This window comes from Seonamhaeicola maritimus (assembly GCF_008056315.1).
Classification (GTDB): domain Bacteria; phylum Bacteroidota; class Bacteroidia; order Flavobacteriales; family Flavobacteriaceae; genus Seonamhaeicola; species Seonamhaeicola maritimus.
In genome coordinates this window covers 136,741-153,283 of the sequence record NZ_VRKQ01000016.1, presented here as the reverse complement: position 1 = coordinate 153,283, position 16,543 = coordinate 136,741, and the positions used below count along the sequence as shown (strand labels likewise).

Sequence of the window (16,543 nt, the reverse complement as noted above, 5' to 3'; positions counted from 1 at the left end):
CTAAAATAAGTAATAATGCTTTAAATAAAAGTGTATTGACGTATCTTTGTTGTCTATGGCAAAAACAGATATTAAAACCAGAGAAGATGTGTTTTTATTGGTGTCTTCATTCTATGATAAAGTTAGAAAAGATGACTTTTTAGGTCCTTTTTTTAATGATGTCATTAATGATTGGGATGCGCATATTGAAAACTTAACTGACTTTTGGCAATCTAGCTTGTTTTTAAAGACCCGATATTATGGAAATCCATTGGACGTACATGTTGATGTTGATAAAGCTAATGACAATTCTATCACAGAAAAGCATTTTGGTATTTGGTTAAACCTTTGGTTTCAAACTATTGAAGAACTTTTTGAAGGAGATTATGCCGAAAATGCAAAAAGGCGTGCCAGAAAAATGGGTACATTTCTTTATTTGAAAATCTTCGAAGCACGACAAAGTAATTCTTAATACTAAGAAAATTTTAACACGTTTAAATAAACTTAAATACGTAAATTTGCTTGACCTTTTAAAAGGCTTTCACTATGCAGAAAACACTCGCGAAAATTCTCTTTTCAACACGTCTTACAGGTATTTTATTTTTAGTTTTTGCTGCCGCCATGGTTACAGGAACATTTTTAGATGCTAATCAAGAAACATCTCCAACTCCTTATACAAGAAATTTAATTTACAATGCTTGGTGGTTTGAGGCTATAATGGGCTTGTTCGTGGTTAATTTTTGTGGAAATATTTTCAGATACAAACTTTACAAAAAAGAAAAGTGGGCTACATTATCATTGCATATAGCCTTCATTTTTATTTTTGTTGGAGCCTTTATCACGAGATATGTGAGTTTTGAAGGTATGATGTCTATACCCGAAGGAGGTACTGAAAATGTTTTTCTTTCGCAAAAAACATATGTTACTGCTTATATTGATGGTGATTACAAAATTGATGGTGTTGCGCAAAGGTTGCCCTTGGAATATGAAGTAGATTTTTCGAAACGATTGGATAATGACTTTAAGGTTAATACTAAATATGATAAGCAACCGGTTACTATTGAATTAGAAAAGTTTATTGTTGGTGCCGAAGAAGATTTAGTTCCAGATGAAAATGGTGATGAATATTTAAAAATAGTTGGAACTAGTGGAGGAGGAAGACATAATCACTTTTTAAAGGTGGGTGAGCAAGCCAGTATTCACAATGTTATTTTTACTTTAAATAATCCAGTAAAAGGAGCTGTTAATATTTTGTATAAAGGTGATTCTTTGTCTATAGATTCTCCTTTTGATGGTAGTTATATGACAATGGCTACACAAGAACAAACAGCTTTGGTTAAAGATAGTCTGCAACCCTTAAAACTGCGTTCGCTTTATAGAATAGGCAATGTACAAATGGTGTTTCCTAGTCCTATTTTTAAGGGTGCTTTTGATATTGTTCAAAAGGAACAAGTAAACAGAAATGATGAGGACGGAGCAGTATTTATAGTTACTACTAATGGAGAGTCCAAACGTGTTCCTGTTCTTGGAGGAAAAGGGATGAATAGACCTTTTAAACAAGTAAAAATAGGTGGTTTAGATATTTCTCTTCAGTATGGAGCTAAAGTCTTAAAGTTGCCATTTAGTATTAAGTTAAATGATTTTGTGGCAGATAAGTTTCCAGGTTCAGATATTAATTCTGCATATTCTAGTCAAGTGACGGTAATTGATGAACAAGAAGGTGATTTTGATTATAAAATCTACATGAATAATATTCTTAATCATCGTGGTTACAGGTTTTTTCAATCAAGTTTTTTTCCAGATGAATCAGGAACTATTTTATCAGTGAATCATGATTATTTGGGAACTTTAATCACTTATATAGGTTACTTTATGCTATACCTTGGGCTTCTTGCTATATTGTTTTTGAAAGGAACCAGGTTTTCAGACTTAAGAAAACAGCTCAATAAGGTTAAACAAAAGAAATCAAAGTTAATCACCATATTGTTTTTGTGTTTAGGTTTAACCGGGTTTTCACAACAACATTCTGAAGATGATGGTCATGACCATTCTGCTCATGCTACAGCACAAGTAAAACCAACAAAAGCACAAATTGATTCAATTTTAACTGATAATATTACGCCTAAAGAGCATGCTGAAAAATTTGGACACTTAGTGATTCAGGATTTAGACGGACGTATGAAACCGGTTAGTACTTATGCTTCTGAAATGCTTCGTAAATTAAGTAAGCATGATACTTATGAAGACTTTGATGCACATCAGGTATTCCTTTCAATGCAAGAGAGCCCGCGTTTGTGGTATAATGTACCGGTAATATATTTAGCAAAGAAAAAAGCGGATACCATACGCCATATTATTGGTACTAGTGTTGAAGACAAGTACGTTACTTTAGCCGATTTCTTTACAGAAAAAGGAATCTATAAATTAGAACCTTATTTAGAGGATGCCTTCGGAACAACAGCACCTAATGGTTATCAAAAAGAAGTACAAGAAGCACATAAGCGTGTTAATTTGCTGTACAATACCATAGAAGGAACATCTTTAAAATTATACCCGGTTCCTGATGATGCCAACAATACATGGACATCATCTTATGAATTAATGTCGGGGAAATTCAAAGTAGTAGATTCACTTTATAGTAATTTTATAAAGAACGGGTTTAAGGCATACCTTTTTACGCTTAATGAAGCGAAACAATCGGGAGATTTTTCTGAAGCAGAAAAGTTATTAGCTGCATTCAAAAAAACGCAACATAAGTACGGCTCTGAAGTCATGCTTAGTGATGAAAAAATTCATACAGAAGTATTATATAATAAGTACGATATATTTAAGAAACTTTTTAGCTGGTATATGTACGCCAGTAGTTTAATGTTTGTGCTTTTAATTGTTCAAATATTTAGAGATAGAAGTAAGGCTATAAGTGTTGCTGTGGCTGTTTTTAAATGGATAATTGTAGGCATGTTTTTAATCCATTTAGGAGGTTTAATTGCACGTTGGTATGTATCGGGTCATGCTCCTTGGAGTGATGCTTATGAATCTATGATTTATGTAGCTTGGGCCACCATGCTATTTGGTTTAATTTTTGGTAGAAAGAGTGACTTAACGCTTGCTGCAACTGCCTTTGTAACTTCTATGTTATTAATGGTAGCTCATTTTCAGTGGATGGACCCTTCAATAGGAAATTTGCAGCCAGTTTTAAATAGTTATTGGTTAATGATTCATGTGGCTATTATTGTTGCAAGTTATGGACCATTTGCATTAGGAATGGTTTTAGGTGTTGTCTCACTGTTCTTAATGGCTGTAACTACAAGTAAGAATAAAGTTAAAATGGATTTAAGCATTAAAGAGCTTACAATTATTAATGAAATGGCACTTACTGTTGGTTTGGTAATGCTTACCATTGGAAATTTTTTAGGAGGTATGTGGGCCAATGAAAGTTGGGGACGTTATTGGGGTTGGGACCCAAAAGAAACTTGGGCACTAATTAGTATCATGATTTATGCCTTTGTTATTCACATGCGATTAATACCAGGGCTTCGTGGTCGTTGGTTATTTAATTTATGTTCTGTTGTGGCCATTTCATTTATTATTTTCACCTATTTTGGAGTGAATTTCTATTTGTCTGGGTTACACTCTTATCAGTCTGGACAACAAATGGCTAGTTATAAAGTTATAGCTGTCACATATGGCTTTTTAGTGGTCTTAGCGTTTTTTGCCTATAGAGGTTTTGAAAAATATTATAAGAGGTAGATATTCTTATACTTCAAAAGTTTAATTTAATAAGGTAATGACTTTGTTAAATATGATCTCTTTAAAATCGGTTATGACTTTATTTGCAGTTGAGTAATCCTGATTTTTAGAATGGAAACTGTCATAGCCAACACAATAAATTCCTGCAGCATTTGCAGCTTGAATACCGTTGGTTGAATCTTCAATAACTATGCATTCTTCTTTTTTAAAACCTGTTGCTTCGGCAGCTTTTATAAATATTTCAGGGTGTGGTTTAGATTGCTTTAGGTCTCCTCCACTTAGTTTAGCTATAAAGTATTGGTCTAATTCAAAACGATCAAAAATCTGATTAATGCTTGTCATCGCAGCAGATGATCCTAAAACTAAGGTTAATCCATTGCTGTAGTAATCTTTAATTAGCTCTAAAACACCATCAATAAGTGTTAAATCAGAGCTGCTTTCAAAAAACTGTTTGTAGTGTTTTCTTTTTAGAGCAACTAAAGTTTCGGGTGATTCTTCAAGATTGAAATGGTCACACAACCTACGGCAAATATTTATAGTAGATTGTCCCGTAAAAGACTCGTATAATTCACTAGAAACTTCAATTCCCACTTCTTCAAACATATCATGGTAAGCCTTATTATGCATAGGTTCGCTATCAATAATAACACCATCCATATCAAAAATAACCGCTTTAAGCATATTGAAAAATTTTGGCGAAGATAATTCAATTGAGAAAGGTTGCCTAAAAAAATCATTTTGTTATGTGAAAATATTTCAACAACTTTGCGACTTATGATTGTTTAAATTGACTTCCGGTTAGCGCTGAGGTTCTCTCAGTAACAAATGAGCTAAAGATGTTGGTCTTTGGCTATGTCTATTTTTAATACAACTATACATGCAATCAAATAAAATTACATTTAAACAATTCATTCAATACTTTAAAATTGCTGTAACCGGTAAAGAGCAAGAGTTTACTTCTGGTAGTATTCGTAGGGCAGTTTTTATGTTGTCTATTCCCATGATTTTGGAAATGCTCATGGAATCCATTTTCGCCATTGTAGACATTATGTATGTGTCTAAAATAAGCGTAAATGCAGTGGCAACCATTGGGTTAACAGAATCGGTTATTACCTTAGTTTATGCTGTAGCCATAGGATTGAGTATGGCAGCAACTGCTATAGTTGCAAGACGAGTTGGTGAAACCGATTATAAGGGAGCATCTGATGCTGCCGTCCAGGTTGTTTTTCTCGGGGTTTTCGTAGCCGCGGTTATAAGTGTCATCGGAATTTTATATCCGAAAGAGATACTTGGTTTAATGGGAGGTAAATCTGATTTAATTGAAGAGGGTTATGGTTATACACAAGTGCTTTTAGGAGGAAATGTTACTATTATGTTACTCTTTCTTATCAATGCCATTTTTAGGGGAGCGGGAGATGCTTCCATTGCGATGAAAGTGTTGATTGTCTCCAACGGGTTAAATATTATTTTAGACCCTATTTTTATTTTCGGACTTGGTCCAATTCCGGCATATGGTGTTAAAGGAGCCGCTATAGCAACTACTATTGGTAGGGGTGTTGCAGTGTTATTTCAATTGGCGATTCTATTTTATGGCTACGGAAAAATTAAAATTGCTTTTAAAGATTTAGTAATTCGTGTAGGGGTGATGTTGAATTTAATTAAAGTATCATTAGGAGGTATTGGACAGTTTTTAATAGGAACATCTTCATGGGTGTTTTTAATGCGAATTATGAGCGAATTTGGTAGCGAAGTGCTTGCAGGTTATACCATTGCCATACGTGTTATGATGTTTACATTAATGCCTGCTTGGGGCATGAGTAATGCTGCAGCTACATTGGTAGGCCAGAATTTAGGAGCTCAAAAACCAGAACGAGCAGAATTGTCGGTTTGGAAAACAGGTAAGTATAGCGCCATTTTTATGGGGTTAGTTTCTATAGTTTATTTAATATTTGCTCCGCAAATTATAGTACTGTTTAACGATACCCCAGATGTCGTAAAGTATGGTAGTTTATGTTTGCGTGTAATTGCTGCGGGATATGTGTTTTATGGTTACGGAATGGTGGTAATTAATGCTTTTAATGGTGCGGGAGATACCAAAACACCAACTTATATTAATTTTGTTTGTTTTTGGTTATTACAATTACCGTTTGCCTATGTGATGGCACTGACTTTAGATTTTGGTCCTACAGGTGTGTTTTTGGCAATTACTTTGGCAGAAATAATAATTGCTATAGTTGCAGTTATATGGTTTAAAAAAGGAAGCTGGAAATTAGTTAAGGTATAGAATGAGTAATAATTTACATCCAAAAAACAAACATAAACCTGGTTATGACTTGGAAAACTTATGTGAAGTTTACCCGGAATTAGAACAGTTTGTTTTTGTAAATAAATATGAATCTAAAACAATAGATTTCTTTAACCCAAAAGCAGTAAAAGCACTTAACACCGCTTTACTGTTTAAGTATTATGAAGTTAAGTTTTGGGAGTTTCCTGATGATAATTTGTGTCCACCAATACCTGGGCGAGTAGATTATATTCATCATCTTTCAGATTTATTAAAAACTTCAAACTTAACAGAAAATATTTCTATTTTAGATATAGGAACGGGAGCAAGTTGTATCTATCCCATTTTAGGATATGCTGAATATGGTTGGCGATTTACAGGAACTGATATTGACAAAACTTCTTTGAAATATGCTCAGGAGATTGTCAATAAAAATAATTTGAACAATTATATTTCATTAAGGCATCAAAAGGATAGTAAGAACATATTAAAAAGTGTTTTATCTAATGAGGATACCTTTTCTGTTTCAATGTGCAACCCTCCATTTTATAAATCAGAGCAAGAAGCTGTGGAGGCCACTACAAGAAAATTAAAAGGACTAAACAAGGATAACAAGATGGTTAGAAATTTTGCAGGAACCCATAATGAGTTATGGTATAAAGGTGGTGAAAAAGCCTTCCTTCATAATTACTTATATGAAAGTTCTTTGTTTAAAGAACAATGCCATTGGTTTTCTTCCTTAGTCTCAAAAAAAGAATTGGTTAGAGGTATGAAAGTTTCTCTGAAAAAACTAAACGTTAAATCCGTTAAGGTTATCAATATGGGACAAGGCAACAAGCAATCAAGAATTATAGCCTGGTCCTTTATTGATTAATCTTTCTTCTTTCTTAAATCTGCTTTATAAAAGAAACTAAATTGTAAACGGTGTAAATCTAACCCCTTAATTTTTCTATTTAAATAACCTACTTGTAGATTCCCAGATTTTAAAACGTTAATACCTAAAGCACCATAAGCTCTATTCTCGGTAAAACTCTCATAATTTCCATTTCGAACTGTTGCAATGAATTCATTATTAATTCTAACAAAGAATGTTTTGTTAAGTGTTAATTTGGTGCCTAATCTATAACGGAAACGTGATCGCATAACATTGTCTGTTGGTGCTGGCATGTTAAGGAAACGCTGCTCAATTCTAAATCTATGGTCAATAGGAAGTTTACCTAATTTATGTTTATAACCAAGTTGTTCATACAACCGATTTTCATAAATATGTGGTTTAATTGATTCATAACCTCTATCAATATCCATCCAACCATAAGCAAATGAAGTTGTTACTTTTGGAGATAGATGATAGTTTAAAGTTAAACTGGTAAACAAGAAGTTGAAATTATCGGCAACTTCGTAATGCCATGACTGTATAACATTACTAAGACTTATTTTATCTGAAACTTTATAAGTGGCACCATAAGTGAACCAGGATCCTAATTTATCTTCAACAGGTGTTTGAGCAAATGTGTTCAAACTTATAAAAAGTAGTAATAGGGCTAAAACTCGTTTCATTTTATTCAAATTTAAGATGCTTAATAATTATTTAAAATGGCCAAATTATTGGAACGAGGATTAACGAAATAATTAAGAATAATACCAATAATGGAGCACCTACTTTAAGGTAATTCATAAATTTATATCCACCTGCTGTCATTACCATTGCATTTGTTGTTGTTCCTATTGGTGTTAAAAACGCCGTTGAAGCACTTATGGCTACAACTATCATAAATGGTTCTGGTGAAAGATTTAAAGAACCGGCAGCTAATATTGCAATTGGAGCCATAAGAACGGCTGTTGCTGAGTTATTAATTACTTGACTAAAGGTTGTTGTTAATAAGAAAACACCACCTAATAACATAACTGGGTGAATTGCACCTAAGTAGTTAACTAATCCGTTTGCAATTACTTGTGCGGTTCCTGTTTTCTGTAAAGCAATACCCATGGGTATCATAGCTGCAATCATGACAACACTTGTCCAACTTATACCTTTGTAGGCTTTTGCCATTGGAACACATCCAGTTAGTAAAATGATGCCAGCAGAGATTAAAGCTGCCATTGAACCAGGAACTACTTTAAATACCATAAAGGCTATCATTAAAAGAAGAGACCCCATGGCAATGTATGATTTGTAATTTAGGCTTTCAACGTTTTTAGCCATTCCTTCTGGACTACCACATATCACCAAGTTTTCATGTTGTTTCTTCAAGCCTTCAATATCATCCCAAGTACCTCTTAGTAAAAAAGCATCACCAACTTTTACCCTGATTTCTTTTTCAGTTAATGGTTGATGGTTTCTGGAAACAGCCAATAATTGAAGTCCAAATCGTTTGAAATATTCGGCTAACTTATATTTTCTGCCAACTAATACAGAGTTAGGGTTTACAATAACTTCTGTCATACCAACCTCTTGGTTGATAAGGTTGTTCTTTAACTCGTCAGTTGATTCTTGTTCTAGTGGTAATAAACCAAGTCTGAATCTAATCATGATTCGGTTTATGGCCTCCGTATCACCTTTAACAGTAATAATGTCGTGGTATCTAAGTTTTGTTTCTAAATCTGGAAATTCTTCAAATTTAGGAAATCCTTTAAGTCTGTTAGGGTGTCTTCTTTTTAGTCGAATTATCGTTACGTTAAATTCTTCTTCAAAGTTCCAATCTTTAATTTCGGTATTAATTAAAGGCGATAATGATCTAATACGTAACCTATAGTAGTCATTATTTACTTTATAAGCTTCAATCCAGTTGTGTAATGTAGATTCAATGTTTACAGGTTTATTATTGGTTTTATTATTGGGTAAAAGTTTGTACCCAACATATCTGAAGTAGAGTAAAGCAATTATTAATAGAGGTAAACCTATTAACCCAAATTCAAAGAAAGAGAATCCTTCAAAACCAGATTCTACTAAAGCATTACTAGCAATAATGTTTGGTGGTGTACCTGTTAATGTAAGTAAGCCACCCGTATTAGAACCAAAAGCTACAGGCATTAACATTTTAGAAGGTAGTGTACCGATACTCCAAGCTGAAGATATGGTAAGTGGCATTAAAGTAGCAACGGTTCCTGTGTTGCTAACAAAGCCAGATAATACACCAGCACCTAAACTTACAATTACCAATAATTTAGGCACACTTTTTCCAGCCCATTCTACAAATTTCTTACCAGCCATAGCTGTCCATCCGGTTTGGGCAATACCTTCACCAATAATAAATAGGGCAGCAATCATGATAACGGTTGGATTACTAAATCCACTTAAGGTTTCTGGTGCTGTTAAAATCCCTGTTAGATATAAACTTATCATTGAAATTAAAGCAACAATATCAGGAGTGAATTTTCCCCAGACAAATAGTCCAATTGTTATAACTAAAATAAAGAGCATTAAATACATATTCTTGTGTTTTCTCGTTTGATTATTTTGATAGGATAAAATTACTATTTATAGCCTATAGTTTATTATGACTAATGTCATAGTTTAACTTGGTCGATAATTTTTCAATTATTGTTATATTTAACCTGTAAAAAATGGTAAAACCGTTAGCGAAGTCGTTTTCGTAATTCCAAGTTTTATGCAATAGTAGGTTTCTTTTGAAGAATTAATTACTTATAATTTCCTTTAGTTAAAAAACTTCAATGAATATTGTAGAATAATCGGAGAATTTTCGATTAATTGTTTAAGAAAGTTGAATAAATGAAAATAGATATACTTGCCATAGGAGCACACCCAGATGACGTTGAATTAGGTTGTGGAGCAACCCTTGCGAAAGAGATTGCAAATAATAAAAAAGTGGGAATAATAGACCTGACAAGAGGTGAGTTGGGAACCAGAGGTTCTGCTGAAACGAGAGATGTTGAATCTGAGGTAGCCAAAAAGATTTTAGGTGCGGAGTTTCGGGTAAATATGGAATTTGCAGATGGATTTTTTGTAAATGATAAATACCATCAAATAGAGCTCATTAAAATGATACGCAAATATAAACCGGATATTGTTTTATGTAATGCTATAGACGATAGGCATATTGACCATGGTAAAGGCAGTAAGTTGGTAAGTGACGCTTGTTTTTTAAGTGGATTGATTAAAATTGACACTAAATCTGAAGATGATGATAGCTGGCAAGATCCTTGGAGACCAAAACATGTGTATCATTATATGCAATGGAAAAACTTAGAGCCAGATTTTGTGGTTGATGTTACAGGGTTTATGGATAGAAAAATGGAAGCTGTTTTAGCATATAAAACGCAGTTTTTTGACGCCACTAGCAAGGAACCAGAAACCCCGATTTCTAGTAAAAATTTCACGGACAGTATTGCGTATAGAGCTAGAGAATTAGGACGATTGATTGGGGTAGAGCATGCTGAAGGATTTAATGTTGAACGTTATGTTGCTATTGATAGTCTGTTCGATATAAAGTAGTTAAGAATATTGTTGATTTTATTTTTAAATTCAATTAAAAATATTAAAAAAAGTCTTTGTAGATAAGATTGAAATAAATTACATTTGCACACGCATTGCAAAATGCGAGTTACACGGTGGTTGTAGCTCAGTTGGTTAGAGCATTGGTTTGTGGTACCAAGGGTCGCCGGTTCGAATCCGGTCTTCCACCCAAAAAATTAAAAGCCTTTCGTTTTCGAAGGGCTTTTTTATTTTTTTATTTTTTATTCGGGATACTTTATTAACTACTGTACTTTCGCTTTTTTCTCGTCCAATTTAACACGTTCTTCCCTATTAGCCAATTCCCAAGCCGTATGGAAAATTAGGCGTGCCCTGGTTTCTAAAAGTTCGTATTCAATTTTATCTGGAGTATCAGTTGGCCTATGGTAATCAGCATGTGTTCCATTAAAATAGAAAATAACTGGAACGCTGTTTTTTGCAAAATTGTAATGATCGGACCTGTAATAAAAACGGTTGGGGTCATTGTCTGAATTATAGGTATAATCAAATTTCATGTTGATGTATTGTTTGTTTACCTCTTCAGATACATCATGTAATTCTTTGCTTAATTTATCAGAACCAATTAAGTATAAATAGTTAGGCTTTTCTTCATGTTTAGGGTCAATACGACCAATCATATCAATATTCAAATTAGCCACAGTGTTTTCTAATGGAAAAACAGGATCAACATCTGTATAATAACGAGACCCGAAAAGACCAATTTCTTCACCAGTAACATGCAAAAATAAAATAGAACGTTTTGGTGAATAACCTTTGTCGGCAGCAGCTTTAAAAGCTTCCGCAATTTCAATCATAGCAACGGTACCAGAGCCATCATCATCAGCACCATTATTAATCTCTCCATCTCTAGATATACCAATATGATCTAAATGAGAAGAAATAATAATAACCTCATCTGGATTGTCAGCCCCTTTAATATAGGCAAGTACATTTTCAGATGCTTTTGTATTCCCTCTAAAAAAGGATGCGGGAATTTCTTGAAAATAATCACCTTCTTCTAAAGGAGAAGGAATGTCATTTGCAACATATTGTTCTTTAATAAATTCAACCGCTTTTTTCTGCCCAGGTTCTCCTGTTTCTCTACCTTCATAGTCATCAGAAGCATAAATGTATAGCATTTCTTTTAGCTCATTAGCAGTAATGGTGTTAGCAAATTTTACTGGGTCTGCTTCCTTATTATTTTTTTTATTTTTTGAAGAACTACAAGATGCTACAATACAAGTAGCGCAAAGTAGAAGTATTATTCTATACATATCTATTAATCTAATTAAACGCTATAATACAAAAAAAGCCTTTATAGAAAGGCTAACTTCCGTTTATTTTAACAGTTCGTTATTTTTATCTAAAATTACTCTGTGTTCCTGATTAGCAAGTTGCCATGCAGTAGCGAAAACAAGTCTTGCTCTTTTTTGTAATAATGGGTAGTCTATTTTATCAGGGGTGTCTGATGGTCTATGGTAATCAGCATGTTCACCGTTAAAATAGAAAATTACTGGAACTCCTTTTGTGGCGAAATGATAGTGATCAGATCTAGAATAATAATTGTTTCTCTCACCTTCAACATTATATCTGTAATCAATATTAATATTGAAAAATGTTTCATTTACTTTTTCAGAAATATAATGCAATTCTTTGCTTAATCTGTCGGAGCCTATTAAGTAGATATAGTCCTTATTGTCTTGATGTAAATCATCAATTCTACCTATCATATCTATATTCAAATCAGCAACCGTATTCTCAATAGGAAACGCCGGATACATGGTGTAATATTCAGATCCTTTTTTTCCTAATTCTTCGGCAGTGAAATGCAGAAATAAGATACTTCTCTTGGGGCCGTTACCTTCTTGTTTGGCCTTATTAAAGGCCTGGGCCATTTCCATAATTGCTACTGTTCCAGATCCGTCATCATCGGCACCATTGTTTATTTGGCCATCGTCTTCAATTCCTAAATGGTCCAAATGTGCAGAAATAACAATTACTTCATCTGGCTTTTCAGATCCTTCAATGAATGCTAAAACATTATCAGAGCTTTTATCATGATGAGGAAAAAAATCTGCAGGAATTGTCTGAAAATAATTGTCTGCACCGTAGGCAGATTCAATTTTTTCGTTTTGGTAATAGGATTTTAAGAAATCTGCAGCCATTATATGCCCTTTTTCACCAGCTTCTCTTCCTTCAAAATCGTCAGAAGAAAATAAATAAAGATGCTTTTTTAGCTCTTCGGTAGTAATAGTGTTGGCATATTTCACAACATTAATACTATCTACTAATTGAATACTATCCTTAAGGTTTTGAATTTTAGTGGTGTATTTTGGAGTAGCACAGGTACCTAATAATGTAAGTACTGTAAGTATGCAAAAGGTTTTCATCCGTTTGACGTCTCTGTTTTAGTTTCAGATGGGGAGCACCTAAATAATAATGATATAGATGACTATTTTATTGAGTCAAATATACAAATAACAGAGATAAAAAGGGTTTTATAATTCTATACCATCTAATTCGGATTCGTCAATTTCAATTTCATTGATATCTAGTTCTTCTAGTTCCTCAATGGCCTCTTCTTCAGATTTTGTTTCTGTTGCTTCAAGTTCTTTAGTGTCAGCTACTTCGGTTTTTATGAAAACTGCTTTATAAGTGGTGATAACTAAAGCCATTATGGTTAATAGAAATGTGAATTGAATTATTTTTTTAACTTGCCCTGTTTTTTTTGAAAGATAAAAGGCTATTAATCCTAAAATAAGAGCTAAAATAGATGGTATAATAGCTAAGTTTGATATTGGTAACACGGCAAAAATAATTGCTAAAACCGAAGCTATTATTGCTAATATTGTGAATAGTTTTTTCATTTTTTATTAGTTTTTTAATCCGGAGGCTGATTTGATTTTTAATTCGCCATTTCCAACAGGAATTTTAAATTTGCCATAGACTATTATTTTATTTTCATCAGCAGTAAGCCACAATAAATTATTACTACTTCCTTCTAATATCTTGGACTGACTACCTAAAGAAATTTTATAACAAGATTTTTTGCCAATGGCGGTATTAATGGTTTCTTTTCCTAAATAAGTAATAGATGCTTTTGTCTCTTTCCTATCAAAGATTATGGTAACGGTTTTTTTTGAACCAACACTCATAGATTCGTAATTCAATAATCTAATATTATATAAGGTAGAAACGATGTCTTTTGATCCTAAATTAAATTTAAAATCTTTGTTTTCTATTCTATTATTCTTTTTAGTTTGAACAGATTTAATAATGTTTGTTTTATGACTATAAGTATATTTCATGGCCTTAAAATAACCTCCTTCATTAATATTTCTTTTATATAAATAAGGAGTAAGTGTTTTAGGGCTCACGTAGCTTTCGTATAAATCTCTAATCTTAAAAAAAGTATCCCATTTACTATAAGTTGCAGCTGTACATTTTAACCTTAATAGGGTAGCTTTTGATGTCTTTACATTGCTAGTCTCCATTGTTACTTGGGCAATATCTGTAAGAATACCAGACATATTATATGAGGCTGTATAAACTAGCTTTTCACCTGGAGCTATAGCATTGTTTTGAGCGTTAATTATAGTTGACCAAAGAAGGAGAATTAATAAGAGAAAACGAGGCATATAAAGTGTTTTAGATTATAACGTTTCATTAATCATTTATTATGCCGAAAATACAATGCTTTCATTTATTTTACTAATTTTTGTTATATGTATGTAACCTGTTGTGTAACTGATAATTGTCATAGTTTTTATTGGTATTGAAAATTATATTTACTTAATTAACATTAATCTGCGAACGATGAAAACTATACTATTACCTACAGATTTTTCTAAAAATTCTCTTAATGCAATTAACTATGCAACTGAATTATTTAAAAATGAAGTATGTGAATTTTATATTTTGAATGTTCAAAAAGCTTCGTCGTTCATATCGGATGATATGATGGTGGTGTCCTCTTCTGCCACTATATACTCAACCCTTATTGACGCTGCTAAAAAATCTATAACAAATATTATTTCAAGTATTAAATTAAGAGAGGATAATGATAAGCATCAATTTCATTCTATAGTAGATTATGATAATTTCATTGATTCTATAAATCAAACTTCGGAAAAACATCAAGTAGATTTAATTATTATGGGAACCAAAGGAGCTTCAGGTTTGCAACGTGTACTTTTTGGAAGTAACACAGCTAGAGTTATGCAGCGTTGCCATACACCTGTTTTAGCAATTCCAGAAGGGTGTAAATATGCACCATTAAATAAAATAGCATTTACAACTAATCATATTAATTTATTCACTATTGATGAATTACAGATTTTAAAAACAGTTCTACACCTTTGTGGTTCTAAATTATATGTTTTGCATGTTGCAGATGAACACCATTTGGCTCAAAAACAATTGCAAAACATGAATTTTTTTGATGCTTATTTTCCTGATGCCGAACATGATTTCATTGATGTGAATAAAAAGGATATGTTTGATACCGTGCATCAATATATATTGGACAATGATATTGACATACTGTCCATGATTAGTGAAAAACATTCTTTTTTAGAGAGATTATTTACTAGACACGCCTTAGAAACTTTTGCTTTTAGTATTGATGTGCCTTTTTTAGTTGTGGAGAGTTCTAATAAATCAGAAGCTATAATTTAAATTTATTTAGCATAACGTTTCATTTCAGAAGTTACAGTTTCAAGTGCTTGTTTCCAAGCACTGAGTAGTTGAGGGTTGCACATTTCACCCAATTCTTCTTCAATAGTTTCGGTTAAACATTCTAAAACAATTGGGTAGTGTTCTTGGTGAACACCATATCTAACATGACTTTGTCCTAAAAGTTTTAGTCCCAAGGCAAGATGTTCAGGTCTACTCATTGAATAAACTATACCTCCAAGCATATGAGTTAAAAGTCTACCTTGTGATGCCATATTATTTTTAAATAGAGCTCTTACTTTAGGTGCTTTAGTAAAAACTTTATCATAAAATTTGCTAGCAAAAGCTTCTTCATTTCTAAGTAAAACATCAAGGGACTGTTGTAGTTCCAGTTGGATGTCCATATCCTTAAAACCTAATAACTCATGCAGTACGGTGTCATAATCATGACCAGCCATTTGGTTGCTAAATGTTCGTCCAATATTTACCGTTTCCCTGGGTAAACTTTTTAGAACAGTATCTGAAACTAAAATATTGGTATTTACCTCTTTGTTATATGATTGAATTCTGCTAGCTGTATTAACGGGATCTCCTACTACTGCAAATTGTTTGTGTTTTGGGTGTCCTAAATGACCTATATAGGCTTTCCCAAAATTAATACCAATGCCCATTTTTATATTTACATCAAAGTCAACCAGCTCAATATGGTTTAATCTTTCAATGGCGTATTGCATGCCTAAAGCTGCTCTAATGGCATCATTACAGTTTTTATATTTTATACCTCCAGAAACACCGAAAAGGCCAATAATCTCGTCACCAACATATTGATAAATAATACCATTGTTAACTAATATGGGGTCACCTAAAACAGTGTAAAATCTATTTAAAATATGAGCAACATCGAATGAACTGTTTTCAGAAGCTAACTTTGTAAAGCCTCTTATGTCACAAAATAAAATGGCAATAGCTCTTTCTTCCGCAACTCCTTCTGGAACTGTTTCCAATTGTAGTTTGTTAACCTCAGAATTGGTCCAAACTAATCGTTGGATGTTGACATCTCCTTTAGTATAGCATTGACAAGCTAGTCGAATAGAAGGATCCCACTTTCTCACTCTAGCTATTTCTTGTTCTTTTAAGGTACGCGGATTAAGATTATTATGTCCATCCATAACTCTAATTCTACAGGTGGTACATAATCCATTACCTCCACATTCATGAATATGAGGTATTTGATTCATAATGGAGCACTCTAATAATGTAGAATCCGAATCATGAAGTTCTACTTGTTGATTGATTCCAGTATAAGTGATAATAGGTACTTTAACATCAGGCATATAAACGTGAATTTAAGTTTTAAAGTTACTAAAAAACTTCTTAAAAAGAGG

The 16,543-nt window shown here is 32.9% G+C and carries 14 protein-coding genes and 1 tRNA gene; 7 read left to right on the top strand and 8 right to left on the bottom strand.

Going from position 1 to position 16,543, the window contains the following annotated elements; all coding sequences use genetic code 11:
- Window positions 1–55: 55 nt before the first annotated feature.
- Entirely contained in the window at window positions 56–451 is a 396-nt protein-coding gene (locus FUA22_RS14700) for a group III truncated hemoglobin (RefSeq protein WP_147769350.1), read from the top strand.
- Window positions 452–525: 74 nt separating this feature from the next.
- The gene (gene ccsA / locus FUA22_RS14695) at window positions 526–3,729 is read left to right on the top strand and encodes a cytochrome c biogenesis protein (protein ID WP_147769349.1); all 3,204 of its coding nucleotides are present in this window, start codon (window positions 526–528) and stop codon (window positions 3,727–3,729) included.
- Window positions 3,730–3,750: 21 nt separating this feature from the next.
- On the opposite strand, the gene FUA22_RS14690 is transcribed toward ccsA, so the two are convergent.
- Window positions 3,751–4,410, bottom strand: a complete 660-nt coding sequence (locus FUA22_RS14690) for an HAD family hydrolase (RefSeq protein WP_147769348.1) — start codon at window positions 4,408–4,410, stop codon at window positions 3,751–3,753.
- Window positions 4,411–4,606: 196 nt separating this feature from the next.
- Between FUA22_RS14690 and FUA22_RS14685 the strand changes: the two genes are divergently transcribed.
- Together FUA22_RS14685 and rlmF are read left to right on the top strand one after the other, a co-directional pair.
- On the top strand, window positions 4,607–6,013 hold the full coding sequence (locus tag FUA22_RS14685; protein WP_147769347.1) for an MATE family efflux transporter: 1,407 nt from the start codon (window positions 4,607–4,609) through the stop codon (window positions 6,011–6,013).
- Window position 6,014: 1 nt separating this feature from the next.
- Window positions 6,015–6,887 carry a 23S rRNA (adenine(1618)-N(6))-methyltransferase RlmF gene (gene rlmF / locus FUA22_RS14680; protein ID WP_147769346.1) on the top strand — a complete coding sequence of 291 codons (873 nt, stop codon included), beginning with the start codon at window positions 6,015–6,017 and terminating at the stop codon, window positions 6,885–6,887.
- On the opposite strand, the gene FUA22_RS14675 is transcribed toward rlmF, so the two are convergent.
- Window positions 6,884–7,570: a DUF2490 domain-containing protein gene (locus tag FUA22_RS14675; protein WP_147769345.1), complete on the bottom strand. Its 687-nt coding sequence runs from the start codon at window positions 7,568–7,570 to the stop codon at window positions 6,884–6,886. The genes rlmF and FUA22_RS14675 overlap by 4 nt on opposite strands.
- Before the next feature lie 31 nt (window positions 7,571–7,601).
- Window positions 7,602–9,443 (bottom strand): SLC13 family permease, encoded by a 1,842-nt coding sequence (locus tag FUA22_RS14670; RefSeq protein ID WP_170309936.1) that lies wholly within the window; start codon window positions 9,441–9,443, stop codon window positions 7,602–7,604.
- A gap of 300 nt (window positions 9,444–9,743) precedes the next feature.
- On the opposite strand from FUA22_RS14670, the gene bshB1 reads away from it, so the two are divergent.
- Entirely contained in the window at window positions 9,744–10,466 is a 723-nt protein-coding gene (bshB1, locus tag FUA22_RS14665) for a bacillithiol biosynthesis deacetylase BshB1 (RefSeq protein ID WP_147769343.1), read from the top strand.
- A 115-nt stretch (window positions 10,467–10,581) separates the two neighbouring features.
- Window positions 10,582–10,657 (top strand) — tRNA-His (locus tag FUA22_RS14660).
- A 72-nt stretch (window positions 10,658–10,729) separates the two neighbouring features.
- On the opposite strand, the gene FUA22_RS14655 is transcribed toward FUA22_RS14660, so the two are convergent.
- The 4 genes from FUA22_RS14655 to FUA22_RS14640 form a co-directional block, all read right to left on the bottom strand.
- Window positions 10,730–11,758, bottom strand: coding sequence for a M28 family metallopeptidase (locus FUA22_RS14655; protein ID WP_147769342.1), 1,029 nt, complete (start codon window positions 11,756–11,758; stop codon window positions 10,730–10,732).
- 63 nt (window positions 11,759–11,821) lie between these two features.
- Window positions 11,822–12,874 (bottom strand): M28 family metallopeptidase, encoded by a 1,053-nt coding sequence (locus tag FUA22_RS14650; RefSeq protein WP_147769341.1) that lies wholly within the window; start codon window positions 12,872–12,874, stop codon window positions 11,822–11,824.
- Window positions 12,875–12,982: 108 nt separating this feature from the next.
- Complete coding sequence (locus FUA22_RS14645) at window positions 12,983–13,351, bottom strand: FUSC family protein (RefSeq protein WP_147769340.1); 369 nt, start codon at window positions 13,349–13,351, stop codon at window positions 12,983–12,985.
- Between the two features lie 6 nt (window positions 13,352–13,357).
- The gene (locus tag FUA22_RS14640) at window positions 13,358–14,122 is read right to left on the bottom strand and encodes a DUF3108 domain-containing protein (protein WP_147769339.1); all 765 of its coding nucleotides are present in this window, start codon (window positions 14,120–14,122) and stop codon (window positions 13,358–13,360) included.
- Between the two features lie 178 nt (window positions 14,123–14,300).
- On the opposite strand from FUA22_RS14640, the gene FUA22_RS14635 reads away from it, so the two are divergent.
- The gene (locus tag FUA22_RS14635) at window positions 14,301–15,161 is read left to right on the top strand and encodes a universal stress protein (RefSeq protein WP_147769338.1); all 861 of its coding nucleotides are present in this window, start codon (window positions 14,301–14,303) and stop codon (window positions 15,159–15,161) included.
- Window positions 15,162–15,163: 2 nt separating this feature from the next.
- On the opposite strand, the gene FUA22_RS14630 is transcribed toward FUA22_RS14635, so the two are convergent.
- A complete protein-coding gene (locus tag FUA22_RS14630) occupies window positions 15,164–16,492 on the bottom strand; it encodes an adenylate/guanylate cyclase domain-containing protein (RefSeq protein WP_147769337.1) in 1,329 nt (442 codons plus the stop codon).
- Between the last annotated feature and the right edge of the window lie 51 nt (window positions 16,493–16,543).